The organism is Alicycliphilus sp. T452, assembly GCF_054512775.1.
Genome location: NZ_JBTNEH010000030.1, coordinates 1 through 26,173, shown reverse-complemented (window position 1 = coordinate 26,173; position 26,173 = coordinate 1). Strand labels below are relative to the sequence as shown.

General features: G+C 63.7%; 22 protein-coding genes. 9 read left to right on the top strand and 13 right to left on the bottom strand.

Annotated elements, in window-relative coordinates:
* Nucleotides 1–24 precede the first annotated feature (24 nt).
* Together uraH and ACX12L_RS20085 are read left to right on the top strand one after the other, a co-directional pair.
* Entirely contained in the window at nucleotides 25–360 is a 336-nt protein-coding gene (gene uraH / locus ACX12L_RS20090; protein WP_459264209.1) for a hydroxyisourate hydrolase, read from the top strand.
* 18 nt (nucleotides 361–378) lie between these two features.
* Nucleotides 379–861: a nucleoside deaminase gene (locus tag ACX12L_RS20085; protein ID WP_459264208.1), complete on the top strand. Its 483-nt coding sequence runs from the start codon at nucleotides 379–381 to the stop codon at nucleotides 859–861.
* A 10-nt stretch (nucleotides 862–871) separates the two neighbouring features.
* On the opposite strand, the gene ACX12L_RS20080 is transcribed toward ACX12L_RS20085, so the two are convergent.
* Together ACX12L_RS20080 and ACX12L_RS20075 are read right to left on the bottom strand one after the other, a co-directional pair.
* A complete protein-coding gene (locus ACX12L_RS20080; RefSeq protein ID WP_459264233.1) occupies nucleotides 872–1,849 on the bottom strand; it encodes an alpha-hydroxy acid oxidase in 978 nt (325 codons plus the stop codon).
* A gap of 258 nt (nucleotides 1,850–2,107) precedes the next feature.
* Nucleotides 2,108–3,019, bottom strand: a complete 912-nt coding sequence (locus ACX12L_RS20075; RefSeq protein WP_459264207.1) for a Bug family tripartite tricarboxylate transporter substrate binding protein — start codon at nucleotides 3,017–3,019, stop codon at nucleotides 2,108–2,110.
* Nucleotides 3,020–3,072: 53 nt separating this feature from the next.
* Here ACX12L_RS20075 and ACX12L_RS20070 point away from each other — a divergent pair, with 53 nt between their 5' ends.
* Complete coding sequence (locus ACX12L_RS20070; RefSeq protein ID WP_459264206.1) at nucleotides 3,073–3,921, top strand: LysR substrate-binding domain-containing protein; 849 nt, start codon at nucleotides 3,073–3,075, stop codon at nucleotides 3,919–3,921.
* Nucleotides 3,922–4,007: 86 nt separating this feature from the next.
* Here the strand turns inward: ACX12L_RS20070 and ACX12L_RS20065 are convergent, their stop codons facing one another.
* Genes ACX12L_RS20065 through ACX12L_RS20025 form a run of 9 tightly spaced genes read right to left on the bottom strand, consistent with a single transcriptional unit; the run spans nucleotide 4,008 to nucleotide 13,384 of the window.
* Nucleotides 4,008–4,742 (bottom strand): IclR family transcriptional regulator, encoded by a 735-nt coding sequence (locus tag ACX12L_RS20065; protein ID WP_459264205.1) that lies wholly within the window; start codon nucleotides 4,740–4,742, stop codon nucleotides 4,008–4,010.
* 20 nt (nucleotides 4,743–4,762) lie between these two features.
* Entirely contained in the window at nucleotides 4,763–5,752 is a 990-nt protein-coding gene (locus tag ACX12L_RS20060) for an NAD(P)H-dependent flavin oxidoreductase (RefSeq protein ID WP_459264204.1), read from the bottom strand.
* An 8-nt stretch (nucleotides 5,753–5,760) separates the two neighbouring features.
* Nucleotides 5,761–6,573 carry an SDR family NAD(P)-dependent oxidoreductase gene (locus ACX12L_RS20055; protein ID WP_459264203.1) on the bottom strand — a complete coding sequence of 271 codons (813 nt, stop codon included), beginning with the start codon at nucleotides 6,571–6,573 and terminating at the stop codon, nucleotides 5,761–5,763.
* A gap of 53 nt (nucleotides 6,574–6,626) precedes the next feature.
* The gene (locus tag ACX12L_RS20050; RefSeq protein ID WP_459264202.1) at nucleotides 6,627–7,418 is read right to left on the bottom strand and encodes an enoyl-CoA hydratase/isomerase family protein; all 792 of its coding nucleotides are present in this window, start codon (nucleotides 7,416–7,418) and stop codon (nucleotides 6,627–6,629) included.
* Between the two features lie 8 nt (nucleotides 7,419–7,426).
* On the bottom strand, nucleotides 7,427–8,584 hold the full coding sequence (locus tag ACX12L_RS20045) for a thiolase family protein (RefSeq protein ID WP_459264201.1): 1,158 nt from the start codon (nucleotides 8,582–8,584) through the stop codon (nucleotides 7,427–7,429).
* Complete coding sequence (locus ACX12L_RS20040; RefSeq protein WP_459264200.1) at nucleotides 8,581–8,970, bottom strand: Zn-ribbon domain-containing OB-fold protein; 390 nt, start codon at nucleotides 8,968–8,970, stop codon at nucleotides 8,581–8,583. Before ACX12L_RS20040 ends, ACX12L_RS20045 begins: the two co-directional genes overlap by 4 nt.
* 37 nt (nucleotides 8,971–9,007) lie before the next feature.
* Nucleotides 9,008–10,087 (bottom strand): CaiB/BaiF CoA transferase family protein, encoded by a 1,080-nt coding sequence (locus ACX12L_RS20035; protein WP_459264199.1) that lies wholly within the window; start codon nucleotides 10,085–10,087, stop codon nucleotides 9,008–9,010.
* On the bottom strand, nucleotides 10,084–12,228 hold the full coding sequence (locus ACX12L_RS20030) for an acetate--CoA ligase family protein (protein ID WP_459264198.1): 2,145 nt from the start codon (nucleotides 12,226–12,228) through the stop codon (nucleotides 10,084–10,086). Before ACX12L_RS20030 ends, ACX12L_RS20035 begins: the two co-directional genes overlap by 4 nt.
* A 4-nt stretch (nucleotides 12,229–12,232) precedes the next feature.
* Nucleotides 12,233–13,384, bottom strand: a complete 1,152-nt coding sequence (locus ACX12L_RS20025) for an acyl-CoA dehydrogenase family protein (protein WP_459264197.1) — start codon at nucleotides 13,382–13,384, stop codon at nucleotides 12,233–12,235.
* Nucleotides 13,385–13,570: 186 nt separating this feature from the next.
* On the opposite strand from ACX12L_RS20025, the gene ACX12L_RS20020 reads away from it, so the two are divergent.
* Nucleotides 13,571–14,560, top strand: a complete 990-nt coding sequence (locus ACX12L_RS20020; RefSeq protein ID WP_459264196.1) for a Bug family tripartite tricarboxylate transporter substrate binding protein — start codon at nucleotides 13,571–13,573, stop codon at nucleotides 14,558–14,560.
* Nucleotides 14,561–14,608: 48 nt separating this feature from the next.
* On the opposite strand, the gene uvrA is transcribed toward ACX12L_RS20020, so the two are convergent.
* Nucleotides 14,609–20,431 carry an excinuclease ABC subunit UvrA gene (uvrA, locus tag ACX12L_RS20015; RefSeq protein ID WP_459264195.1) on the bottom strand — a complete coding sequence of 1,941 codons (5,823 nt, stop codon included), beginning with the start codon at nucleotides 20,429–20,431 and terminating at the stop codon, nucleotides 14,609–14,611.
* 133 nt (nucleotides 20,432–20,564) lie between these two features.
* Between uvrA and ACX12L_RS20010 the strand changes: the two genes are divergently transcribed.
* Entirely contained in the window at nucleotides 20,565–21,677 is a 1,113-nt protein-coding gene (locus ACX12L_RS20010) for an ABC transporter substrate-binding protein (protein ID WP_459264194.1), read from the top strand.
* A 213-nt stretch (nucleotides 21,678–21,890) separates the two neighbouring features.
* Here the strand turns inward: ACX12L_RS20010 and ACX12L_RS20005 are convergent, their stop codons facing one another.
* Complete coding sequence (locus ACX12L_RS20005; protein ID WP_459264193.1) at nucleotides 21,891–22,919, bottom strand: GlxA family transcriptional regulator; 1,029 nt, start codon at nucleotides 22,917–22,919, stop codon at nucleotides 21,891–21,893.
* 175 nt (nucleotides 22,920–23,094) lie between these two features.
* On the opposite strand from ACX12L_RS20005, the gene ACX12L_RS20000 reads away from it, so the two are divergent.
* The 4 genes from ACX12L_RS20000 (at nucleotide 23,095) to ACX12L_RS19985 (ending at nucleotide 26,113) form a co-directional block, all read left to right on the top strand.
* Nucleotides 23,095–23,967, top strand: coding sequence for an EamA family transporter (locus tag ACX12L_RS20000; RefSeq protein WP_459264192.1), 873 nt, complete (start codon nucleotides 23,095–23,097; stop codon nucleotides 23,965–23,967).
* A gap of 31 nt (nucleotides 23,968–23,998) precedes the next feature.
* Nucleotides 23,999–24,547, top strand: a complete 549-nt coding sequence (locus ACX12L_RS19995) for a PaaI family thioesterase (RefSeq protein ID WP_459264191.1) — start codon at nucleotides 23,999–24,001, stop codon at nucleotides 24,545–24,547.
* Between the two features lie 100 nt (nucleotides 24,548–24,647).
* Complete coding sequence (locus ACX12L_RS19990; RefSeq protein WP_459264190.1) at nucleotides 24,648–25,148, top strand: OsmC family protein; 501 nt, start codon at nucleotides 24,648–24,650, stop codon at nucleotides 25,146–25,148.
* Nucleotides 25,149–25,171: 23 nt separating this feature from the next.
* Nucleotides 25,172–26,113, top strand: a complete 942-nt coding sequence (locus ACX12L_RS19985; RefSeq protein ID WP_459264189.1) for a LysR family transcriptional regulator — start codon at nucleotides 25,172–25,174, stop codon at nucleotides 26,111–26,113.
* Nucleotides 26,114–26,173: the final 60 nt, after the last annotated feature.

Sequence of the window (26,173 nt, the reverse complement as noted above, 5' to 3'; positions counted from 1 at the left end):
CGCAAGACTTGCAAGGAGCGACCCATGGCAGGCATCTCGACCCATGTACTCAACATCACCACCGGCCGGCCGCTGACGGGCCTGAAGGTGGAACTGTTCGACGTGGCGGCCCAGCCGCCCGTGCGCATCAACAGCACCCGCACCAACGCCGACGGCCGCACCGACGCGCCCATGCTGTCCGCCAAGGACGCGCGCACCGGCCACTTCGAGCTGCGGTTCCACGTAGGCGACCATTTCAAGGAGCCGGACACCCTGGCGGACGTGGTGCCCGTGCGCTTTTCCATCTACGACGCCGCGCAGCACTACCACGTGCCCATGCTGTGCGCGCCCTGGTTTTTCTCAACCTATCGCGGCAGCTGACCGCAGGAGCCCATCCCCATGACCCACCCCGATCCGAACGCAGAAAAGTACATGGTCGATGCCATCCGCGCCGCGATGACCAACGTGCGCGAGCGCAAGACCTGGCCCTTCGGCGCCGTGCTCGTGCGCGGCGGCAAGGTGCTCGCCACCGCCGTCAACGAGGTCGATGCGCTGTGCGACCCCTCGGCCCACGCCGAGATGCAGGCCGTGCGCGCCGCGGCCAGGACGCAGGGCGGCACCGACCTGTCGGGCTCCACCGTCTACGCCAGCGGCTACCCCTGCCCCATGTGCCTGACCGCCATGTACCTGGCCGGCGTGAAGGAGGTGTACTACGCCTACTCCAACGAGGACGGCGCGCCCTACGACCTCTCGGCCGAGCGCGGCTACGTCGAGATCGCCCGCCCGATCGAGCAGCGCGAGATGCCGCTGCGCAGCCTGCCCGTGCGCGACACGGGCGAGGACCTGTACGAGGCCTGGCAGCGCGTGGCGCCCGCCGCCTGACGGTACAGTCCTAAGCGGCGCTTTTCACCAGCATCCCCGGGTGCAGTTCGGCAACCCGGCTCACGCCGATCAGCGCCATGTTGCGCCGTATCTCCGAAGCCAGGATGCCGATGGCGTGGCGGATGCCCGCCTCGCCGCCCACCGCGCCGGCGTAGTTGAACGGGCGCCCTACGAAGACGAACCTGGCGCCCAGCGCCAGCAGCACGTCGTTGCCGCGGCGAAAGCCGCTATCGACCATGACCACGTAGTCCGGCCCCACGGCATCCACCACGTGCGGCAGCATCTGCAGCGGCGAGACCGAGCCGTCCAGCTGCCGGCCGCCGTGGTTGGACAGGATGACCCCGTCCGCGCCCGCGTCGCGCGCGGCCAGCGCGTCCTGCGGGTGCAGGATGCCCTTGACCACCAGGGGGCCGCGCCAGCGCTGGCGGATCAGGGCCAGGTGCTCCCAGCCCAGGTGATCGCGCGCGCCGAAGTCGCGCGTGACGGTGGACGAGAGGATGGACGCGCCCCGCGCGGCCTGCGAGTTCTCGAAATGCGGCATGCCGTGCAGCGCCAGTGCGCGCAGGGCCGTGCCCAGCAGCCAGCGCAGGTGGGTGACGCCCTCCCACGCCAGGCGCAGGCTGGGGCGCAGCGGGGTCGAGAAGCCCGCGCGGATGTTGTTCTCGCGGTTGCCCGAAACGGGCGTATCGACCGTGACGACCAGGGTCTTGAAGCCGGCGGACTCCACGCGGTCCAGCAGCTTGAGGATGCGCTCCTTCTCGCCCGGCACATAGGCCTGGAACCAGGCTTGCGGGTCGGCGCACGCCACCTCCTCCATCGCAATCAGCGAAGTGTCGGTCAGCACGCGGGTCACCCAGCGATGGCCGTCGAACGCCTCGCGGTTGCCGCGCAGGGACTTGTCGGTCTCGCAACCGCCGCTCACGTACGCGAAGATGGGCGCAGGCAGGTGCCTGCGGGCCGCGGCCTCGAAATCGTCCAGGGACAGGATGCCCTACAGCCTGCGGGGCGTGGCGGACTGCTCGCCCGCGCCGGACGGCGCGGACGATGCAGGTGCGTTGAACTTCTCGACGTCGAATCGGGTTTGCATGGGGGCACCGGCTTATTTGGAGTCAAAATGGCATCTAGCGCTTGTACAGCAAGCGCTAGCAGCTATATTTTTTGAAATCCTCATTGCGACTGGATATGGACCAGGCACGCGGCGACCCCGTCAGTTGAGCTTGATGTCCGCCTCGCGGATCAGCTTGCCTCACTTGGCATGCTCGCTCTTGATCCATTGGCCGAACTTCGCGCCGTCGGCCGGCGTGGGCATGCTGCCCTCCTGCGCCAGCTTGTCCTGCACCTCCTTGGTGGCCAGCAGCTGCATGGTGGCGTCGCCGATGCGCTTGACCACATCGGCGGGCATGTTGGCCGGCCCCACCAGGCCCAGCCAAGTCGAGGCCTCGAAGTCGGGATAGCCCTGCTCGGCCACCGTGGGCACGTTGGGCAGCGAGGACACGCGCTGCGCCGACGTGACGGCCAGGGCGCGGATCTTGCCGGCGGCCAGTTGGGTCATCACGGATACCGTGTTGCCGAAGTACAACGCCACCTGGCCGCCCAGCAGATCCATCATCGCCGGGCTGACGCCCTTGTAGGGCACCTGCAGGACCTGGATGCCCGCGCGGCGCGCCAGCACTTCACCCGCCAGATGTCCCACCGTGCCGTTGCCGGCCTGGGCAACGCCGTAGAAGCCGGGCCTGGCCTTCGCGGCCTGGATGAAGTCGCCCAAGGTCTTGAACGGCGAGTCCGCGCACACCGTCAGCACCACCGGCTGCAGGGCCACGCTGACGATGGGCGTGAAGTCCTTCAGCGGGTCGAAGGGCATCTTGGCGTACAGGCTGGGGTTGATGGCCAAGTTGGCGGCCTGCCCCATGCCGATGGTGTAGCCGTCCGGCGCGGCCTTGGCCACGGCATCCAGGCCGATGTTGCCGCCAGCGCCCGGCTTGTTGTCGACCACCATCGTCCAGCCCATGCCGGTGTTGAGCTTGTCGGCCACCAGGCGCGATGTCGCGTCGGTGCCGCCGCCTGGCGGGAAGGGCACCACCAGCCGCACGGGCCGTTGCGGCCAGTCGCCATCGGCGTGGGCCAGGCCCTGGAAGCCCAGGGCAGCCGTGGCGGCCATCGCCACGGCAAGCAGGTTGCGTCTACAAGTGCATACAGCGGCTGGAGCAGGCCGTGGGCGGCCCGCTGTTCGAGCGCGCGGGGCGCGGCATCCGCCTCACGCCCGTGGGGCAGGTGCTGCTGGCCCGCGCGCGCATGCTGCGCAATGCCAGCCAGGAGGCGCTGCGCGAGGTGCGCGGCTTCAACGAAGGCATCTCGGGCCACGTGCGCATCGGCAGCGGCCCGGTCGCCGCGGACCACCTGCTGCCCGAGCTGTGCAGCAAGGCCCTGGCGAACGGGCGCAAGGTCACCATCAGCATCGTGATCGGCCCGAGCTGGGAGCTGCGCAGCCGCTTGCGCGAGGGGCAGCTCGATCTGCTGATCGGCCTGACGCCCGAGGACGACGGCGAGCTCATCTCGTCCCCCATCGTCGAAGACATGGTGGTGGTGGTGGCAGCCAGCCAGGCGCACCCCATCTTCCAGCGCTCGCGCATCACGCTCGCAGCCTTGCTGCAGCACCCCTGGGCGCTACCCAGCGCCAACATTCCGAGCCGCCAGTGGCTGGACCAGGCATTCACCTCGCGCGGCATGCCGCCGCCCACGGTGCAGGTCGAGGTCGGCTCGATTCCGCTGCTGCCGCGCATGGTGGCCAAGACCGATCTGCTGACCTTTGTCTCGCGCCACACGCTGCGGCTTGAGCGCAGCCGCTCGCTGCGCGAGGTACGCCTGTCGGCCACCACGCTGCGCCGCCACCTGGGCGTGACCTGCCGGCGCGACGGCTACCTGTCGCCCGCGGCGCAGCGCATTCTCACGCTGCTGCAGGCCAACGGGCACGCGCTGTTCGGCGGGGACGTGCCGCCGCTGGACGACGACTGGACGCCGACGCGGCCGAGAATGTATTTACGCGCTCCCGACCCCAGGTAATAGGCAAGTGAAAATAAAACCGTACGCCAGCGACATCCGTCGAGAGAAGTTTGCCGAGAACCGCTGAGCTTGGTTGGAAAAACAGGCTATTGGAAGATGGAGGACTTCAGACCCATCAAAACTTGCTGGTATTCCTGCTCGTTGCGCTTGAAGCGATTGAGCGGGCCTGAGATTGAAAACGCAATCAGCCTATCGCCTATGCGTCCCGCGATCGCCAGGGCACCTACATCCTCTACCCCTTCGTTGTCACTGCGGGCATAGCCGCTTTTCCTTACCCGGCGGATGTCCTGCAACAGCAACTCGGGATTGGTGATTGTCTGGGCCGTAAGCTGCTTCAGCGGTTTCTTGTTGAGTAGTTTCAGCGCTTCTTCGTCTTCCAGTTCTGCCAACAAAGCCTTTCCGAGTGCGGAGACATGCAGACCGAAACGCGATCCCACTTCGAAGACGTAGCGCAAGCGATGCCGGCCCTGGCGCAAACCGGTAATTTCCACGTGATGGCTGCCAAGAATTCCGGAAATCGCCGTCTCACCGGTGCGCTCGCTCAGCAAGTCCAGGGCATCATTGCACATGCGCGCGATCGGATCGTTTTCCGAGATGGACAAACCCAGCGCATGCAGGCGCGGCGAGGGATAAAAACGCCGTGATCGCTCCGTACGCATCAGATAGCCAGTCTCCACAAGAGTGTGCAAAAGATCCGACGCACTGCTTTCTGCAATCTGAAGCAACTTGGCCACTTCGGCGTTGGAAAGCTCTCGACGTTCGTGGGCGAAGATTTCGAAAATTGTCAACGCTCTAGCGGCGGCAGTGACAAATGCTGGCATATTGAAGAATGAATGAACACTTAGGCACAGTCCTCATTCTGACGGAATTGCGCGTACCAGCGGAGTTCAGCCTCCTGCACAAGCTGCGCCATGGTGGCGGCTACGGGTTCGCGTTGACGAACAAAACCTACTGATTGCCCCAAAGACAGCAGTCCCGTATCAGCGTCACCACCGTCATACGCGGCAGTTTTTCCCAATGAGCCCTTGATCAGCTCACCGAATTCTTCGTGGTTTGCTACGCCATTTGCTTCAAGGTGCAACACCTGCTTTGCCGTCCTGTTGTGCAAAACGCGCCATGGGTGTTTGACGGAACGAAGCACTTGAACGCTTTCATGCGAACCACTTTGAACGATGCGGGCCTTCACTGCAGCGTGAGTGCCTATCTCATCGCACGCCAGGAAGCGGGTGCCAACAACAACGCCATCGCATCCAAGTACCAGCGCTGCAGCAATCTGCCGTCCATGTCCGATGCCTCCGCCCAGCGCGAGTGGAACGGAGAGTTCATCCAGCGCGCAGGCACATGACAGAAACGAAGATTGCTCATGCATTCCCGGATGCCCTCCAGCCTCCATACCAACGATAGCAACCGCATCAGCACCATGCTGTTCCGCTTTGATGGCATGGTCCACAAAGCCGACTTTGTGGATGAGCGTACCGCCTGCGTCATGAATACGCTCGAAGAGCCCCAGGCTTGCGGGTCCGACTGTTTCGAAGTGGCGCACACCCGCGCTCAATGCGATATCGAGTTGCCGCTGCAGCACCATATTGGCTGAATCCCTTTGGCTGGCGGTCAGGTTGACCCCAAAGGGCAGGCCTTCACAGAACTGAGCGCACATGACCAATTGCCGCTCATATTCCGATTCGCTGGCGAAGGAGCGGGGCGTCATGAAAGCTATGCCACCGGCGCGCACCACGGCTGCTACGTAGCGCGCGTCCGAAAGCCACATCAGGCCACCGGCAAAGATAGGCAGGCGGATGCCAAACAGCCGGGAGAGCCGTGTCGACCACATGGAACGATTCAGATCATCACGAAGCCGCCGCTCACGCCAATACTCTGGCCCGTGACATAGGCTGTGCGATCAGAGGCCAGCAAGCACGCCATTGGCGCGACGTCTTCCGGTTTGCACAGCCGCTGCAAGCCGGTAGCAATAGGGTACGCCTTGAGCATTTTCCCCAAGCGTTCGTTGTTCTCTGGAGTGGCCTCGGGACTGAGAGCGCCAGACTTGATGCCCTCATGCGAGACTGCACCCAATGCAATCGTATTGACATTGATGCAGTCCCTGCCATGCTCCTGCGCGATCGCCTTGGCAAATCCGAGCATGGCAGCCTTGGCCCCCGAGTACACAGCAAGACGCGCTTCGCCTGCACGTCCCGCCTCGCTCATGATGTTGACGATCTTGCCCCAGCGGCGCTCTTTCATTCCTGGAAGCACCTTGTTCACGCAGTACAACATGCCCCAGATGTTGAGGTCGATGATTTCCTTCCAGTCAGGCGCCGCCGTTTCCAGAAAAGTGGGCGCAATGCCTCCTTTGGTGCGGCGCCCAACTGTCACGCCGGCATTGTTCACGAGGATGTCGATCGGGCCGAGTTCGGATACCGCTTTATCGATGGCCGCATCAATGTCCGCTTCGCTGGTGATGTCCGCTGGCGCCGCAGTCGCAATGCCGCCCGTCTTCCGGATTTCTTCGGCCACGGCAATAGCACGCTCGGGGAAGAAATCGTTGACGGCGACTCTCACGCCTTCTTCAGCCAGTTGCAGGCAAATGCGGCGGCCTACGCCTTGTCCGCCGCCGGTGACGAAGGCCACTTTGTCCTTGATTTTCAGATCCATGATTCTTGGCTACCTCTGTTGGTTTCGGTTCATTGAAATGCGGTGAAACGGGGTCACGCGCCCCGGAATTGCGGCAGGCGCTTTTCCACGAAAGCCGTCATTCCTTCTTTTCGGTCCTCGCTGCTCACCACGATCGCAGCGGCATAGCGTTCATATTCAAGTCCGGATTCGAGACTTACCTGCACGCCTTGATTGACGGCCTGTTTGATGAAGCGAATGGACAGCGGCGCATTGGCTGCAATCTGGCGAGCCAGTTCCATGGCACGCTGCATCAGGTGTTCCATAGGAACGACTTCGTTGACCAGCCCGATGGACAGCGCTTTCTGCGCCGCAATGTGCTCACACGTGAACATCAATTGTTTGGCCCAGGCTGGACCGACGGCACGCGGCAGGCGCTGCGTGCCGCCGGCCGCCGGCAGCGCGCCGATACGTGCCTCGGGGAGACCGAGTTTTGCGTGCTCCGCAGCGATCCGGAAGTCCGCGCACAACGCCAGTTCAAGGCCGCCACCAAGAGCGACACCGTTGATTGCCGCAATGACTGGAATCTCCAATGCTTCGATGGCACTGAAGAGCTGATGGGTTGCCTTCTGCTGAGCATGGTAGGCGGGCAGCGTCGATGTGCGCGAGGCGCGCTCCTTGATGTCGGCGCCAGCACAGAATGCACGCTCCCCCGATCCGGTGATCACCACCGCACGGATGCCTTCGTCATTGCGGATGCGCTCCGTAAAGGCATGGCGCAGATCCTCTTTCATCGAGCCGCCAAGCGTATTCATCCGATCTGGCCGGTTGAGGGTCACAACGGCGATGGAGTCGTTAACTTCGAGCTGTATGGTTTCGTAGTTCATGAGATTCCTCAAGGCTTGGCCAGAACATGTGCGACCGCGACAGTGCCAAGTCCCACCATGTGCGCGAGAGCGAAACGTGTTCGCGTGTGTTGGCGGCCCGTGGCCTCACCTCGCATCTGGCGCGTGATCTCGGCGATCTGGCCGAGACCCGTGGGTCCGAGCGGATGGCCCATTCCAAGCAAACCGCCCGATGCATTGATGGCGCACTCGCCACCAATACGGGAAGCGCCTCTGTTCAGGTAGTGCGCGCCTTCGCCAGGCTCACAAACGCCGATCGCTTCGCTGTAGACCAGTTCCTCGACACTGAAGGCGTCATGCAGTTCCAGCAGATCCAATTCCTTGGCTCCGATGCCGGCTTGCTCAAGCGCCATTCGCGAAGATCGGGTGACCACATCGATGACTGCGGGCGCGCCATTTCCATCATCACTTGCAAGCCCTTCGCTGTTGGACACTGAGGAGAGCACGCGGATCGCGCGTTGCTTGTCCAGGCCATGCCGCTTGATGGCTGTAGGCGACGCCACGATGACGGCCGCTGCACCTTCCCCTCGCGGAGTGCACTGCAGCGATGTGAGGTCGCCGCAGATCACGGGAGAGTTCATGACCTGTTCGAGCGTACGTGGCTTGCGGAACTGCGCATACGGATTGAGCGACGCGTTGTAATGGTTCTTGACGGCTACCCGAGCCAGGTCTTCGGACCTCAGCCCATACGTTCGCATGCATCGGCGCACCATCAAAGCGAACTTGACCAGAGGAATGGAGGATGTAGGACTGAGCGGAACGATCCCGTCCTTGTTGGCGGCGCGTCGTCCATCGCCAAACTTGTCCACACCGACGGCAAGTACCAAATCTTTTTCACCCGATGCGACCTGCAGGCAGGCGATGCGAAAAGCGGTGGAGCCGGATGCCGAGGCGTTCTCGACCTGCTCGACTTCCAGGCCCGTGGACCCGAGATGCTTGAGCATGACACGCCCCGCGGCCATGCCGATGGCAGCAGTGCCGACGACCGCTCCGTCCAGATCGGAGAATTTCAGGCCCGAATCGGCAAGAGCTTCACGAACGGCCGTGATCCCGAGCACAGGGTAAGGCATCTCCGTCGGAAACTGGTACTTGTGCATGCCGATGCCGACGACGTGCACGGGATTGTCCTTGAGCAGCGTATTGGTCATGCCTGGTCTCCCGATCCGCCAATGACCGGCACGAAGCACCAGCGCCATTGGTCTTTCTTGTCTTTGTAGGCTTGTGGAGCCATCTGCTGCCCAAGGCTCAGTTCTGCTTCGTCGGCCACATGGATGAGTGCCTCCTCGATGACACCAGGAGCCAACTGGACTTCACCGATGACGCAGGGCACATCCAGTTCAGGCGTAAGCACCGTGTGGAGCGTGACATAGTTCTGGAGGATCGCAGGTACCGGCGGAGCCACAGGCTGGAGCAAGGCCGCCCCGCAGCGTCTGCATCCGTAGGCCTGGGGTGGATAGGTATAGGTTCCGCATTCTTCGCAATGCCCGATTGCAAACGCAGGCGGCGATGCAGATGAGTCGATGGTTTCGTTCATGAATGTCTTTCGATTTGCGGCGTTGAATTCGGCCCTGTCACATGCCAGCAAGCCGTACGGGGAAGCGGGCGAGCGGCCCGCCAGATGTTTCGCAGAAAAGTCCACGCGCCTTGAATTGCATGTTTTCATGCAGCATCAGCGGGTTTTCCACCAGACTGACGGGCACATCCGCTGCTTCGAGCCGCTCCAGCGCATCGCATGAGGGCAGGCGTGCAATCGCCAATCGAACGGCGGCATTGATGGCGTCGACATGCTGCACGCGGTACCGGTGGTCCATGAACGCCTCACCTGCAAAATCCTTGAGATCAAGCACTTGCACCAATGCCTGCCAGAAATGGTTTTCCAGTGCCGCAATCGTGATGGCCTGGTTATCGCTGCAACGGAAAACGCCATAGCCGGGACGTTTCTGGATATGCGAGATGGACGCCTGCACATCGTCGGCCCCGATGTGCCTCAACACAGGGGTGCGGACGTTGCACCAATGAGCGGCGCAATCCGCCATGGAAACATCGAGGTGCTGACCCCGACGCGTGCGTTCGCGCTGAAAGAGCGCCGCATTGAGCGCTGCGAGTGCATAGACGCTCGACCCCAGATCGGCATAAGGAACCCCCATGAATGGAGATGGATTGGATTCCGTCATGCTCAACGCGACGACGCCGGCAGTCGCGAGATAGTTCATGTCATGGCCTGAACGTTGCACCCACGGGCCATCCGATCCATACCCGCTGACCGACACATAGATGAGCTGCGGATTACGCACCAGCATGTCCGCGGGGCCCAGTCCCAGCCGCTGCATGACGCCGGGGCGATAGTTCTCGACCAGCACGTCGGCCTCATCAAGCAGTGCCAGCACTTCTTGGCGATCCTGCGCGTCCTTCAGGTTGAACTGGGCGAACCGCTTGCCCCGGTTCAATGCTTCGAACAACGGCGGCGACATGACGCGCAGATTGTCGCCATGCGGCGGACGCTCTATCTTGATGACGTCCGCCCCCATTTCCACCAGACTCTGCGTCATGAACGGACCTGGAACGAGTTCGCCGAAATCGAGCACACGCACGCCAGCCAGAGGGCTCTGATCGGCAGCGGACTGCAGCGTTGCCTCTTTCCACTGGGTCATGTGAGTACTACTCCGCCTTGGGGTTCACGACCTACGATGACCGCATCAAGCACACAGACTCCCGCACCCTTGGGTCCCACCCATACCGGATTGAGATCAATCTCGTCAATGGAGTCGGCATACCGCTCAACGAAGCCCGAGACCTTCATGAGCAGTTCGACAAGAGCCTCCGTATCCGCCGCTGGCCTGCCGCGTGCGCCCTGAAGCAGAGCACTGCTGCGCACTTCCTGCAGCATGGCTTGCGCCTCTTCGCGCTGAAGCGGCAGCAAACGGCGGGTAACGTCCTTGAATAGCTCGACATAGATGCCGCCGAGGCCGAAAGTCAGAACGTGGCCGAAAACAGGATCCCGCGATACACCCACCAGAACTTCGACCCCACCGGCCGGCAGCATCTTCTCGATCAGCAGGCCATCCACCTTGGCGTGAGGGGCGTGCGCACGGACGTTGGCCATGACCGCGTCCCAGGCATTGCGCACCGCGGCTTCATCCTGCATGTTCACGAATACGCCCCCCATATCGCTCTTGTGGGCAATCTCGGGGCTGGCTACTTTGGCAACGACGGGAAAACCGATTCCGGACGCTTCCCGAACAGCATCTTCCACGGAGCGGGCCAGCGCGGATGGTGGCACCGGCAAGGCATACGCTGCCAGCCATTGCTTGGCATCGCGCTCGCTGAGCTTCAGTGGCGGCTCATTGGCCAGTGCCGGCTTTCCCATCGCTGACCAAGGTTTCCACTGCCGAGGGTGGGCCTGATTGCGCCATTTGCCGTAGTCGATCCAGCGGCGCACGGCCCTGACAGCCTTGCCAATGCTCTTGGAGGGAACGATTCCGTCATTGGCATAGATGGAGAAGGATTTGCCTATGCGGTCCGACATCCAGATCGGCAGGATGGGAACGGGGCTTTGCTTCTGAACACGGCTGACGGCTTCGGCCATTCGCTCGGTGGTCGCACCGTAATCAATGGTTACCGGCAACAGTACCAGCGCCACCCCAGGGTCAGAACAGACGGCAAGCAACGTGCTGTCCATGAGCTGCTCATTGGAGAGAACGGCAGTGGTCGTATCCACCGGATTGCCGATCGCGGCATACCCTGGAAGGAGGGACGCCAGTTTCCCAACGGTTTCAGGCGCGAATTCCGCGAGATGCACGCCGACCTGGCCGACGATATCGGCGGTGAGGGCCGCTGCTCCGCCGGAAGAGCAATAGATGGCGACATCACTGCGTCCGTCCGGCATGTGACGGCTGAGCAGCCAGCCGACATCGATGAGTTCGTCGATATCGTCGACCTCGATGACGCCCAATTGCCGCAGGACAGCCGAGTTCACCTCGGCGGCGCCTGTAATGGATGCCGTGTGCGACGCCGCGGCGCGTTGACCATATTCGGAACGGCCGACCTTGAGCGCAACGACAGGCTTGCCATTGCGCGCGGCCTTTTGCAGCGCGGCGACGAACTTGGCCCCATCCTTGATCCCTTCCACCAGCGTGAGAATCACCTTGATGTCGGGCGCATCCGCCATGTAGTCGATGAAGTCCGCTACCTGAAGATCCGCTTCGTTGCCCGAAGAGCTCCATAGCGCCACACCGACGCCGCGGTCCATTGCCTGCATGAGATTGCGGCCCAGGCCGCCACCCTGCGTTGCGATGCCGAGAGGGCCCGGCCGCAGATCATGTGGAAACGACGGCGAAAACGTCATGCCCAGCCGGCCGTTGACATTGCATGCGCCGGGGCAATTGGGGCCGTAGATGCGCATGCCTGATTGGGCTGCGATTTGTTTGATCTGTTCCTCGAGCGCCTTGCCGTCATCGTCCGCCTCGCTGAAGCCGGAAGTCAGGACCACGGCGAATTTCACCCCTTTGTCCGCGCAGTCCTGCAGCACCTGCACCGCGGATTGAGCGGGCACCACGACGATCGCCACATCGGGCGCTTCAGGGACATCGACGATGCTCGGGTAGCAGCGCTGACCCCGGAGCTCGCTGCGTGTCGGACTCACAAGGTAGATGCTTCCGTCGAAGCGGGAATGATCAAACAGGTTTTCCAGCGTCCGCGCGCCGATGGATGCAGGCTTGTCGGATGCGCCAATGACGGCGATGGAGCGTGGGTTGAAGAGGCGATGAAGTTCGTTCACAAATAACTCCTTCATGGCCTTAGGCAATTGCATTGATGCCGAGAATTTCTCGACCTGCGATCAATGTCTGGATTTCGGTCGTGCCTTCGGGAATCATTCCGCCGCGTGTGTCACGGAAGATGCGCTCGATGGAATAGTCCTCGGAGTAGCCGAGGCCCCCGTGTACCTGCAATGCCATGTTGGCAACTTCATGCGCCGCCTCCGTGGCATACAGCTTGGCAATGGAGCATGCCTGGCGCACATCCTTCCCTGCTTCCAGCGCATGAGCGGCACGCATGCCAAGGGCACGCGCCGCCTCGACGCGGACAGTCATGTCAACGATGTGCTTCTGGATGAGCTGGAAGCTGCCGATGAGCCTGCCAAACTGCTTGCGCTGCTTGACGTAGTCCGTTGACAGATCAAGCGCCGACTGCGCCGCGCCGACAGCACCCATTGCAATGTTCAGCCTGGCTGCGTCCAGTCCTTTGAGCGTGCCGTTGAGCGCCGATCCTTCGACACCCACGAGGTTTTCCTTGGGGATACGCACATCGTTGAAGCCGAGTTCAGCCGTCCCCGTGCATCGCAGCACCATGGTGTCCAGCTTGCGAACGTCATAGTTCGCCTTGGCGCGTTCCACCACGAACGTGGATAGCTTGCCGTCGCAGTTCGGGCTGAAGGTCCGAGCCACGATCATCGCGACATCCGCGTTGTAGCCGTTCGTGATCCAGAGCTTGCGTCCGTTAATCACCCACTCGTCACCCACCAGTTCCGCGCGGGTCTGAATGCCTGCGATGTTGGAGCCGGTATTAGGCTCGGTCAGCCCGGTGCAGACCTTGAGCTTGCCCGCGAGGACGGGCTTGAGGTACTTCTCCTTTTGCTCGGGCGAACCATGCGTGGCAATGCGTTTGATAGAGCCATTGGTGATGTTCACCATGGTGCGCAGCGAGAGCCAGTGATAGCCCAGCTCCTCCATCATCATGGCCCAGGTCGGCATGTCGATGCCATGGCCGCCATCGCTTTCGGGCAGGGTGCCTCCGAGGTAGCCCAGCTCCGCCAGTTGGGGCATGAGCTCGAAGGGGAACGTGCGCTCCTTCTCGTGCCGCGAGATCAAGGGCACAACCTCTTTCACCATGAAGCGGCGGATGTTGTCTTTCAGCGATTGCTGTTCGGGTGTCAGATCAATCTGGCTCATCGCCTTGTCTCCGTTCTTTCTCTGTAACCGCAGTGGAACCAAGCGTCGAGGCGCTTGGAAACGCTGCACCAAAACGCCTCTTAAGTAGAAACGAGTATTGGATGAACTCCAAACTAATCTACGATGCGTCGAATATTACTTCGATCAGTCGTACATTAAAACCTCGTAGACATGGAGACAAACCCTATGATTCGCACTTTGGCAAAGGCAGGCTTGGTGTTGGTGGCGTGTGGCGTGCCATATGGCTCACCGGCGCTGGCGCAGCAGAAATCGGACTATCCATCCCGTCCGATCACGCTGATCGTTCCCTTCACGCCAGGAGGGGTCACGGACAGCAATTCGCGTGTGTGGGCGAAGAAGCTTTCCGAGTTGCTCGGACAACCGGTCATCGTCGAGAACAAGCCGGGCGCAGGAGGGAATATCGGCACGGAGTACGTCGCCAAGACCAAGCCCGATGGCTACACCCTGTTGTACGCAACCCAAGGCACCATGGCCGCGAACAAGTTCCTGTACAAGTCGTTGAAGTTCGATCCGCTACGCGACTTCGACATGGTTCACGGCATGTTCCGCACGCCTCTGATTCTGGTGACCGACGCGAAGAAAAATCTGAAGACGGTGCAGGACGTGGTCAACTATGCAAAGCGCCCGAACGAACAGACATTCTTCGGATCGGCAGGCTCGGGAACAGGGACGCACTTGACTGCCGAGCTGTTTGCCAGCATCACCCGCATCAAGATGACCCATGTGCCCTATAAGGGCAGCGCGCCGGCATTACAGGATCTTCTTGGTGGCCGTCTCGACCTGATGTTTGACTACGCTTCGGTCGTCGGCCCGCATATCAGGAGCGGCGCGTTTACCGGCGTCGCCTTGATGGCCGAGAAACGGCTACCAACCCTGCCTGATGTTCCAACCATGGTGGAACAGGGCTATCCAGATGGGCTCTCGTACGCATGGTCTGGAATCGTTGTGCCAAAGAACACATCTGCGGAAATTGTGAAGACCCTGGAAAAGGCGATCGACCAACTGCTTGACGACAAGCAGTTGGTAGAGCCCTTCATACAGACCGGCAGCGAGCCGTTCTATGGAATGGACTCCGCAAAGTTTCGCCGATTCATTCAACAGGAACAGGCCAAGTGGAGTGATCTGATTGAGAAGACGGGGGCCAAGATCGAATGACCGTCCGCACCTCTCGTTGATCCGACCGACAAGCCGCGCAGGAATGCTTTACCCGCGCGCCAGCACCGGCGCCAGCGCCCGGCCCGTGTGCGTGCCCAGCCGCACCAGGTCCTCGGGCGTGCCGGCGGCCACGATGGTGCCGCCGTCCTTGCCGCCCTCGGGCCCCAGGTCGATGATCCAGTCGGCCTCGGCGATCACGTCGAGGTCGTGCTCGATGACGGCCACGCTGTGGCCGCCGTCCACCAGGCGGTGCAGCACCTGGATGAGCTTGTGCACGTCGGCCATGTGCAGGCCCACGGTGGGCTCGTCGAGCACGTAGAGCGTGTGCGGCGCCTTCTGGCCGCGCCGGCCCACGTCGTCGCGCACCTTGGTCAGTTCGGTCACGAGCTTGATGCGCTGGGCCTCGCCGCCGGAGAGCGTCGGGCTGGGCTGGCCGAGCGTGAGGTAGCCCAGGCCCACGTCCTTCAGCAACTGCAGCGGGTGCGCGATGCTGGGCATGCTGGCGAAGAACTCCACGGCCTCGTCCACCTCCATCTGCAGCACGTCGCCGATGCTTTTGCCGCGCCAGGTAACGGCCAGGGTCTCGGGGTTGAAGCGCGCGCCGTGGCAAACCTCGCAGGGCACCTTCACGTCGGGCAGGAAGCTCATGGCGATGGTGCGCATGCCCTGCCCTTCGCAGCCGGGGCAGCGGCCCTCGCCCGTGTTGAAGCTGAAGCGCCCGGGCGCGTAGCCGCGCGCCTTGGCCTCCAGCGTCTCGGCGAACAGCTTGCGGATGGTGTCCCAGAAACCGATGTAGGTGGCGGGGCAGCTGCGCGGCGTCTTGCCGATGGGCGTCTGGTCCACCTCCAGCACGCGGTCGATGGTCTCGAAGCCCTGCAGGCCCCTGCAACCCACGAGCGCGGGCGCCTTGCCCGCGTCCATGGCCTCGCGCCCGGCCCTGGTGGCACGCTGGCCCACCCAGGCCGCCACGTTGGCCAGCAGCACGTCGCGCGCCAGCGTGGACTTGCCCGAGCCCGATACGCCCGTGACGGCGACCAGGCGCTGCAGCGGCACGCGCGCGTCGATGTCCTGCAGGTTGTGCAGGCAGGCGCCCAGCACGGTGAGCCAGGCCAGGGGCTGGACCGCTTCTTTTTTGCTAGCTGCTAGCGCCTTTTCATTCTTGTTTTCAATGGTTTTTGTGCCTGAAATTGTTTGCTGTAGAGCGCTAGCAGCTCCTTTTTCAGAAGCACCGACCGACCGCCGCGCCTGCAGCGGATGGCGCATGGCATGCAGCAGGTAGCGGCCAGTCTGCGAGTCCTCGGCCGCCTGCACGTCGGCCACCGTGCCCTGCGCCACCAGGCGCCCGCCGCGCTTGCCGGCGCTGGGGCCTATGTCGATGATGTGGTCGGCGCGGCGTATGGTGTCCTCGTCGTGCTCCACCACCACCAGCGTGTTGCCCTTGTCGCCGAGCTTGTGCAGCGCGTTCAGCAGGATCTGGTTGTCGCGCGCGTGCAGGCCTATGGTGGGCTCGTCCAGCACGTAGCACACGCCCTGCAGGTTGCTGCCGAGCTGCGCCGCCAGGCGGATGCGCTGTGCCTCGCCGCCGCTGAGCGTGGGCGCGCCGCGGTCGAGCGTCAGGTAGGACAGGCCGACTTCCTCCAGGAATTCGAGCCTGCTCTGGATCTCGGGGACCAGGTCGCGCGCTATGTCGGCCTTGCGGCCCGTGAGCTGCAGCCCCGCGATCCACTGCCGCACCTCGCTCACCGACAGGTGCGCCACCTCGGTGATGGCCGTGTCCGCGAAGCGCACGGCGCGCGCCACGGGGTTCAGGCGCGTGCCCTGGCAGGCGGGGCAGGCCTGGTCCGCCAGGTCTTCCACCTCGGGCTCGGCGAAGGTCTGCTCGCGGCCGCGGTCGCCTTCCTGCACCGAGTCGTCGAAGGCCTTGCGCTGCTCCTTGGTCAGCTTGACACCCGTGCCCACGCAGTCGGGGCACCAGCCGTGCTTGCTGTTGTACGAGAACAGGCGCGGGTCCAGCTCGGCGTAGCTCGTCGCGCACACGGGGCAGGCGCGCTTGGTGGAGAACACCTGCAGCCGGCCGATGTGGGCCGTGGGCGCGCCGTCCTGCAGCGCCTCCTGCAGGCCGTCGAGGTGGCTGAGCACGTGGACCACGCCCTTGCCCAGCTCCAGCGCCTTGGCGAGCTGCGCGCGCAGCGCGTCCTCCTGGTCGGCCGATACGTGCAGGCTGGCCACGGGCAGCTCGATGGTGTGTTCCTTGAAACGGTCGATGCGCGGGAAGCCCGCCGTGGGCAGGAAGTTGCCGTCCACGCGCAGGTGGGTGTAGCCGCGCGGGCGCGCCCAGTCGGCCAGCTCGGTGTAGACGCCCTTGCGGTTCATCACCAGCGGCGCCAGCAGGCCGATGTGCTGGCCGCGGAACTGCGTGAGCAGTTGCGCGGCGATGCTCTCCATGGTCTGCGGCTGCACGGCCGCGCCGTCGTGCACGCAGTGCTGCACGCCGAGCTTCACGTACAGCAGGCGCAGGAAGTGCCAGACCTCGGTGGTCGTGCCCACGGTGCTCTTGCGCCCGCCGCGCGAGAGGCGCTGCTCTATGGCCACGGTGGGCGGTATGCCGTAGACGGCGTCCACCTCGGGCCGGCCCGCGGGCTGCACGATGGAGCGCGCGTAGGCGTTGAGCGACTCCAGGTAGCGGCGCTGCCCCTCGTTGAACAGGATGTCGAAGGCCAGCGTGGACTTGCCCGAGCCGGAAACGCCCGTGATCACGTTGAAGCGCCCGCGCGGGATGTCCAGCGTGAGGTGCTGCAGGTTGTGCTCGCGGGCATTCACGATTTCAATCGCGTTTTTGGCCCCTAACGCCCGTCCATCAAGCGCCAGCAGCTTCTCTTTTCGTAGCGCGGCGCGCTGCTCGTGCACCGAATGGCCGCCTTCGCCTAGCGCCTGTTCGTACTCGCGCAGCGCGGCGCCGGTGTGCGAGTGCGGGTGCCGGCGCACTTCCTCGGGCGCGCCCTCGGCCACGAGCCGGCCGCCAGCGTCGCCCCCCTCGGGCCCCAGGTCGATGAGCCAGTCGGAGGCGGCGATCACGTCCAGGTTGTGCTCGATGACGATGAGCGAGTGGCCCGCGTCCAGGAGCTTGCGCAGCGCGCGCATGAGCTTGGCGATGTCGTCGAAGTGCAGGCCCGTGGTGGGCTCGTCGAACAGGAACAGCGTGCCCTTGCGCGCGACGGGCTGGCGCGATTTGCTTTGCACGCGAGCCGCTTCCGCGAGGAAGCCTGCCAGTTTCAGCCGCTGCGCCTCGCCGCCCGACAGCGTGGGCACGGGCTGGCCCAGGCGCACGTATTCCAGCCCCACGTCCACGATGGGCGCCAGCGCGCGGATCACCTCGCGGTCGCCCGCGAAGGCCTCGGCGGCCTCGTGCACGGTCAGCTCCAGCACGTCGGCCACGTTGAGCAGCCTGCCTGCGCGCTCGATGCGCACCTCCAGCACCTCGGGCCGGTAGCGCTTGCCATCGCAGTCGGGGCAGCGCAGGTACACGTCCGACAGGAACTGCATCTCCACATGCTCGAAGCCCGATCCGCCGCAGGTGGGGCAGCGCCCGTCGCCCGAGTTGAAGCTGAACTTGGCGGCGGTGTAGCCGCGCTCGCGCGCGAGCGGCGCCACGGCGAACAGCTCGCGGATGGCGTCCCACGCGCCCACGTAGCTCACGGGGTTGGAGCGCGCCGTCTTGCCGATGGGCGACTGGTCCACGAACACCACGTCGCTCAGGTGGTCCGCGCCCAGCAGCCGGTCATGCACGCCGGGCGACTCGGTCGCCTTGCCGAAGTGGCGCATGAGCGCGGGCGCCAGCACGTCCTGGATCAGCGTGGACTTGCCCGAGCCCGACACGCCGGTCACGGTGACCAGGCGCTGCAGCGGGAACTCCACGCTCAGCCCCTGCAGGTTGTGCTCGCGCGCGCCTTCGAGGATCAGGCGCGGCGTGGCGTCCGTCACCAGGCGCTTGAGACCCGTGCCGATGTGCCTGTGCCCGCCCAGGTACTGGCCCGTGAGCGTGGGCGCGCGGCGCAGCTCGCCCACCGTGCCGTCGAACACGATGCGGCCGCCGCGCTCGCCCGGGCCGGGGCCGAAGTCGAGGATGCGGTCGGCCGCGAGCATGACGGCCGGGTCGTGCTCCACCACCACCAGCGTGTTGCCCGCGTCGCGCAGGCGCAGCATAGCCTCGGTGATGCGGTGCATGTCGCGCGGGTGCAGGCCTATGCTGGGCTCGTCGAGCACGAACAGCGTGTTGACGAGGCTCGTGCCCAGCGCCGTGGTCAGGTTGATGCGCTGCACCTCGCCGCCGCTCAGGGTCCGGCTCTGCCGGTCCAGCGTGAGGTAGCCGATGCCCACGTCGCACAGGTACTTGAGGCGCGTGGAGATCTCCTCGTGCAGCAGCTGCAGCGCCTGCCGCTCCCCCTCGCCCGGCCCTGCGTCCTCGCCCTGCGCGGGGGCGGCCCCCAGGCGCGCGAAGAACCGCCGCAGCCGCTCTATCGGCAGCATCATCAGGTCGTGCAGGCACAGGCCCGGCAGCGCCTCCAGCTGCGCGCGGGTCCACTGAACGCCCTGCGGCATGAAGCGGCGCGCGGGGTCCAGCACCGCGTCGGCGTCTTCCTTGCTGCCGATGCGCCACAGCAGGCTCTCGGTCTTCAGGCGCGCGCCCGCGCACACGGGGCATGGCGTGTAGCTGCGGTACTTGGACAGCAGCACACGGATGTGCATCTTGTAGGCCTTGCTCTCCAAGTACGCGAAGAAGCGCCGTATGCCGTACCACTGCCTGTTCCAGTTGCCCTCCTTGAAGCCCGGCGTGCCCTCGATCACCCAGTGCCGCTGCTCGGCCGTGAGCTTGTACCAGGGCGTGTCGCGCGGAATGCCCGCGGCCTCGGCATGGCGCATCAGGTCGTCCTGGCACTCCTTCCACGCGGGCGTCTGTATGGGCTTGATGGCGCCGGCGCGCAGCGTGAGCTTCTCGTTCGGGACGACCAGGCCCCAGTCCACGCCGATCACCCGGCCGAAGCCCCGGCAGGTATCGCAGGCGCCCACGGCCGAGTTGAAGGAGAACATGGAGGCGATGGGCTCGGCGTAGCGCAGGTCGCTCTCGGGGCAGTGCAGGCCGGTCGAGAAGCGCCACAGCTCCGGCTCTCCCTCGTCCTGCAGGCGATAGACGTTGAGCCGCCCGCCGCCGCGCTTGAGCGCCACCTCGATGGCCTCGACCACGCGCACGCGCTCGGCCTGCCCGAAGCGGAAGCGGTCGGCCACCACGTCGAGCAGCTTTTTGCCGTCCCGCTCGCGCTCGGCCTGCACCCTGGTGAAGCCGCTGGCGGACAGCCATTGTTCGAGCTGCTCGGCCGTGATGCCGGCCGGCAGCTCCACGGGGAAGGTGAGCACGATGCGCGGGTCGCCCTCGGCGGCGCAGCGCCGCTGCAGCTCGGCGTAGATGGTGTCGGGCGAGTCGTGGCGCACGGGCAGCGCCGTCTTGCGGTCGAACAGCTGGCCGGCGCGCGCGAACAGCAGCTTGAGGTGGTCGTTGAGCTCCGTCATCGTGCCCACGGTGGAGCGCGAGCTGCGCACGGGGTTGGTCTGGTCGATGGCGATGGCCGGCGGCACGCCCTCCACCTTGTCCACGGCCGGCTTGTCCATGCGATCCAGGAACTGGCGCGCATAGGCGCTGAAGGTCTCCACGTAGCGGCGCTGGCCCTCGGCGTACAGCGTGTCGAACACCAGGCTGGACTTGCCCGAGCCACTCGGGCCGGTCACCACGGTGAGCTCGCCCGTGCGGATGTCCAGGTCGATGTTCTTGAGGTTGTGCTGGCGCGCTCCGTGGATACGGATCAGTCCCTGGGTCATGGGAGTTCTTTCTGCTTCGAGGCCGAACATTCTAGGGATGCGCGGATCGCACGCTCGCCTCGTGCAAAACATCCCTTCGGGGCACCCGATCCGGTAGACTGCCGCGCAGCATCAACCACGGAGAGGCGAGACCATGCAGGCATGGCAGAAATGGGGAGCGGCCCTGGCCCTGGGCGCGTTGCTGGGCACGGCCCAGGCCCAGATCCTGGTGGGCCAGACCGCGGGGCTTTCGGGCGTGGTCGGCCCGGGCGTGCAGGAAACCGCCGCGGGCGCCAGGCTTTTCATCGACGCGGTGAACGCCAAGGGCGGTGTCCATGGCCAGAAGATCGAGCTGGTCTCCATGGACGACAAGTTCGATCCCAAGACCGCGGGCGAGAACGCGCGCGTGCTGATCGAGGACAGGAAGGTGCACGTCATGTTCCTCACGCGCGGCACGCCGCACACCGAGGCCATCGTCCCGCACCTGGACAAGCATGGCGTGGCCCTCGTGGGCCCCTCCACGGGCGCCATGGTGCTGCACCAGCCCGTGCGCAAGCATGTTTTCAACGTGCGCGCCACCTACCAGCGCGAGGCCGAGAAGGCCATGGCCCACCTGGCCTCGCTGGGCATGACGCGCATCGCCGTGCTGTATGCCGACGACAGCTTCGGCGCCGACGGCGTGGCCGGCGCGCAGAAGGGCCTGGCGCAGGCCCGGCTGGAGCCCGTGGTGCTGGAGAAATTCAACCGCGCCCAGCCCGACTTCGCCCCCCTGGCGGCCAAGATCGCGCAGGCGCAGGCACAGGCCACGCTGATCATCGGCTCGGGCACCACCGTGGTCGACGGCTATGCGGCGCTGCGCAAGGCGGGCTCCACGGCGCAGCTCGTGACGCTGTCGAACAACGCCTCCAACGGCTTCATCAAGGGCCTGGGCGAGCACGCGCGCGGTGTCATCGTGTCCCAGGTCTTCCCCAACGAACGCAGCCTGGGCTATCCCATGGTCCGGGAGGCGATCGAGCTGAACAAGGCCCGCGGCCAGGGCGACGTGAGCCCCGCGATGCTCGAAGGCTTCGCCGCCGCCAAGGTGCTGGTCGAAGGACTGCGCCGCGCCGGCCCCAAGCCCACCCGGGAGAAGATCCAGTCGGCGCTCGAATCGATACAGCAGCTCGACCTGGGCGGCCTGTTCGTCTCCTACGGCGAGAACGACCACACGGGGCTCGACTTCGCGGACCTGTCCATCATCGGCGCCGACGGCAAATTCCGCCGCTGACCTAAGGCTGCACATGAAAAATGTCCGTTGTCAAGTTTTTTCTGCAATGGTTCTGCAGAAAAAACTCCAAACAACGCAATAGCTTAGGTCAGATTTCGATGCCTGCGCGCCCTTTGCTCTTGATGAGCCAAGGGCCACATAAGGGCGATCCAGAGAGAAACCTTGGAGCAAGCCAGCGAGCTCATGGCACACCATAGGATTCGGCCTGACTGGCTACTCTGCGTGGTCAGTCAAGCCTTTCCTGGCGAACCTCTGCCGATACAACTCCGGGGTAATCCCCGCGTGTCGGCGCAGGCTGCGCTGAAGGCTGTCGACAGAGCCGAAGCCAGCCCGCTGGGCAATGCGCTCCAAAGGCCATGATGTCTGCTCCAGACGGCTTTTGGCATGTTCCAGTCGCAGGGCCTCTACGAAGCGGGCCGGGGTTTTCCCGGTTTCCATGCGGAACTGCCGCGCGAAGTGGCGCTCGCTCATCGCCATGCGCTCAGCGAGAGCAGCTACGCTCAGGTCGTTTCCTGGATGCTCGACCATCCACATGATCAAATCCCGAAACCGGTCACTGGCTTGCATCTGCGCTTGCAATCCGGCGGAAAACTGCGATTGCCCCCCGGGGCGCCGCAAGTAGACAACCAGATCGCGCGCCACGGACAAGGCAACAGGCTGTCCTAAATCCTCCTCTACCAGGGCCAGCGACAAATCAATGGCTGCGGTAATCCCGGCAGAGCAATAGAACGGCGGATCGGCCACATAGATGGCATCGGGCTCCACCCGGACTTTGGGATACTGGCTCGCCAAATGTGTGCACGCATTCCAATGCGTCGTCGCACGACGACCGTCCAGCAAGCCGGCAGCCGCCAACGCGAATGCTCCTGTGCATACGCTGCCCATCCGCCTGACGGTTTGCACCTTACGCCGCAGCCATGGCAACAGACTCGCTGCGGAGCCGTCTGGCTCGAAAGCGCTTATGGCGCCACCCGCGACCAGAATGGTGTCGATAGAGCCTCGTATATCGGCAACCGCAGTGGAGTCGGCCCAGCGCAAGCCTGAACTGGCCTGGATGGTGCCTCCATGAGGTGATGCCAGCACAAGGCGATAGGCCGGACGCTCACCGTTCGCAGCAGCCAATCGTGATGCCTTGGAGAAGACTTCCCAAGGGCCGGATACATCCAACGATAGAAAACCGTCAAAGGCAAGCAGCACCACGACGCGGGTCCGAACGGAAGTATTGAACGCTTTTGCGACCATGGCAGGATTTGCGGTTATGTTGTCCTACCAGCCATGGTACGCCTGAATATGCTGGAGATCACCACTGAATTTTTCTGAGGGAAGCATTGATGATGGCCTGCGTATGGTGTGCGGCTCACTACCCCGGCGACGGGATCGGAGCCAGGAATTGAAGCCCCCTCACTTGGGACTAGCATTGCTGGTCGTCGTGCTATGGACGCTGAGCTTCCTCGCCGTGAAACTGGGCCTGCGCGATGTCCCGCCGCTGGCTTTGTCCACGGCAAGACTGATCCTCACGTCACTGCCCTGGGTGCTGATCCTGCCGCGCCCACCTGTGGCCTTGCACAAGGTTGCGCAGTACGGCATCTGCATGTTCGCCCTGCAACTAGGCCTTTTGGCCACGGGCATCCATTTAGGCGTTCCGGCTGGTTTGGCCGCAGTTCTGTTGCAGGTACACGTCTTCGTGACTGCCGTGCTGGCAGCGTTGTTCCTGAATGAGCGTCCGGGGCGCTGGCAGGTTCTGGGGGCGTTGATTGCGTTTTCTGGGCTGGGTCTCGTGGCCCTGCAGGCAGGGGCCATCACCGGTACGCGGCCCATGCTGGGCTTGCTGCTGATACTGCTGGCAGCGACCGCGTGGGGGTCGGCCAACATCGTCAGCAAGCGCCTGGGCAAAGTTGACCTGCTGGCATTGATTGCATGGGGGAGCCTATTCTCCTGGCCGCCCTTGCTGCTGGCTTCGCTGGCGCTTGAGGGCCCGAGGCTGGTATGGCACAGCTTTCAGAACCTGTCGGGTGTGGGCTTGGGGGCGATCCTGTATATGGCCTACTTCGGCACGTTCCTGGCCTATGCGCTGTGGAGCAGGTTGCTGCACCTCTATCCGGCAACGCAGGTGGCGCCGTTCACGCTGCTGGTGCCCGTGCTGACCCTGCTGTCATCGGCCGCGGTTCTGGGTGAGCCCTTGTCCTGGTGGAAATTGGCTGCCGCCGGGCTGGTTCTGGCGGGGGTGCTCACCGCAACATTCGGCGCGCGGGCGGCGCAGCGCTTCCAGCGCACCTATGGCTCAGCGTGAGGAAATCCCTCTCATCGACACCTTTCTCACCATGTCCATTGAACAAAAGTCCTCTTTAGCCGATTGGCTCGCCGAAGAGCAAGCCATCAGGAAGCGCATGGCCAGTGGCCCTGGAGCAGGCGTGGCGCAACCGGAGCAGACCGCAGCGAAAACTGGACTCGACGTTCTTCAATCCATGTTGAACGGAGAAATTCCCTACGCACCCATGGCGAAGACTCTGGGCTATGTATTGATCGCTGTAGGGCCTGGCACTGCATCTTTCCAAGGCGTGCCAAGCCCCGGGTTTCTCAATTCGATTGGAACCGTGCATGGTGGCTGGTACGCCACCTTGCTCGACTCGGCCATGGGATGCAGCGTTTACACCATGATGCCCGCCGGTCGCGCATACACGACAGCCGAACTCAAGGTGAATCTGGTGCGCGGTGTTTCGCTCGACTTGCCCTGTGTGCGTGCTGAGGGCCGGGTTATTCACTGTGGCCGGCGGGTGGCCACCGCAGAGGCTCGTCTGGTTGGCCCTGATGGTGCTTTGTATGGTCACGCAACCACGACATGTTTGGTCTTCGATGTTTCCCCAGATTGAAAATGAGTCCAGAGACATGGGCGATGTGCCATTTTGGGGTAGACCAATACGCAACAAGATTCTGCGTTAATTTTTTCACCCATATCAGAAGGAAGCTAGCATGAAGCCACATGTTGTTGAAATCGAATGGGATCGTAAAGAAAGTAAGTTTCTCGACCACCGATACAGCAGAGTCCACATCTGGCGCTTCGATGGCGGGGTGGAGCTTCGTGGTTCCAGTTCTCCGGATGTTGTCCGCGTACCGCTTTCTGATCCTTCAGCCGTCGATCCCGAAGAGGCGTTTGTAGCTTCGCTTTCCAGTTGCCACATGCTATGGTTTCTTGATCTCGCCGCGCGCGATGGGTATCTGGTGGATGCCTATACCGATCGGGCGGAAGGCAGATTGACGAAAAGGCCCGATGGAAGAATGTGGCTGTCGCTTGTTGCCCTCAATCCGGTAGTTAGATTCTCAGGCGAGAAAGCTCCAACCAAGGCCACTGTTGAGGATCTACACCATCGAGCACATGAAGAATGCTTTTTGGCGAACGCCGTTAAATCCGAAATCTCTATTCGAGGTTCTTGGACGCATCGCCACGCAGAGGTAGGTATCCCTGATTGTTGATATCGAATTGAAATCAAGTATTCATGGAGCTACGCCACCTGCGCTGCTTCCTGGCCGTTGCTGAAGAACTCCACTTCGCCCGCGCCGCCGAGCGCCTTCACATTGACCAATCGCCCCTGTCCCGCGCCATCAAGGAACTGGAGGAAGACCTGGGCGTGCGGCTGTTCATCCGCAACTCGCGCAGCACCCGCCTGTCGCGTGCCGGGCAGGTCTTCAAGGAGCATGTGCCGCGCATCTTCGCGGCCTTGCAGCAGGCCCGCGACGGGGCCAAGGCGGTTGCGGCAGGCTATGACGGCCAATTGCGCATTGCGCTGTCCGATGGCATCACGCCGCCACACCTTGGGGCCTTTCTGGCGAAGTGCCGGGACGATGATCCCGAGGTCGGCATTCAACTGAGCGAAGTCCCGTTGTCGCAGCAGCTCAAGGGATTGCAAGACGATCTGTACGACGCCGGATTCGCGCAGTCCGACGAGGTGGGTGAGGGGCTTCTGGCCGTCCCCGTTTGGCATGATCCGCTGGTCGTGGCGATGCCTGCCACGCACCCTCTGATGGCCTACAAGCGCATCCCGCTGCAAGAGGTCTTGCGTTACCCGCTGTTGATGGGTGACCCGCACCTGTGCGAGGGCTATTGCCGTCAAGTCGCCAAGGTGCTGCGCACGGTCGATCAAGAGCCGCTGGTGACCGATGAAGTGGCTTCGCTCGATCTGGCGCTGACCCTGGTTTCCGCTGGTTATGCCTTGGCATTTGTCGGTGCTTCGCAGATTGCCGCGAGCCGCTCTCCCGACGTGAGCAGCCGCCCGCTGGCGGGCATGTCGCCCACCTTGACCACCTACCTCCTGCGTGCCGATACGGCCCCGTCCGAGCCGCTGGCCCGCTTCATCGAGCGCGCCACTGCGGCCCTGTCACCGACCGCCGTAATGGAGCCACCGATGTTCGGCGTAATGGAGCCAGCAACAGGTGGGTAAAACGACGCCCCGAGGGGGTTAAGACTGGGTCGATTTTGCAGCCTTTTGCGGGCTGGCTTT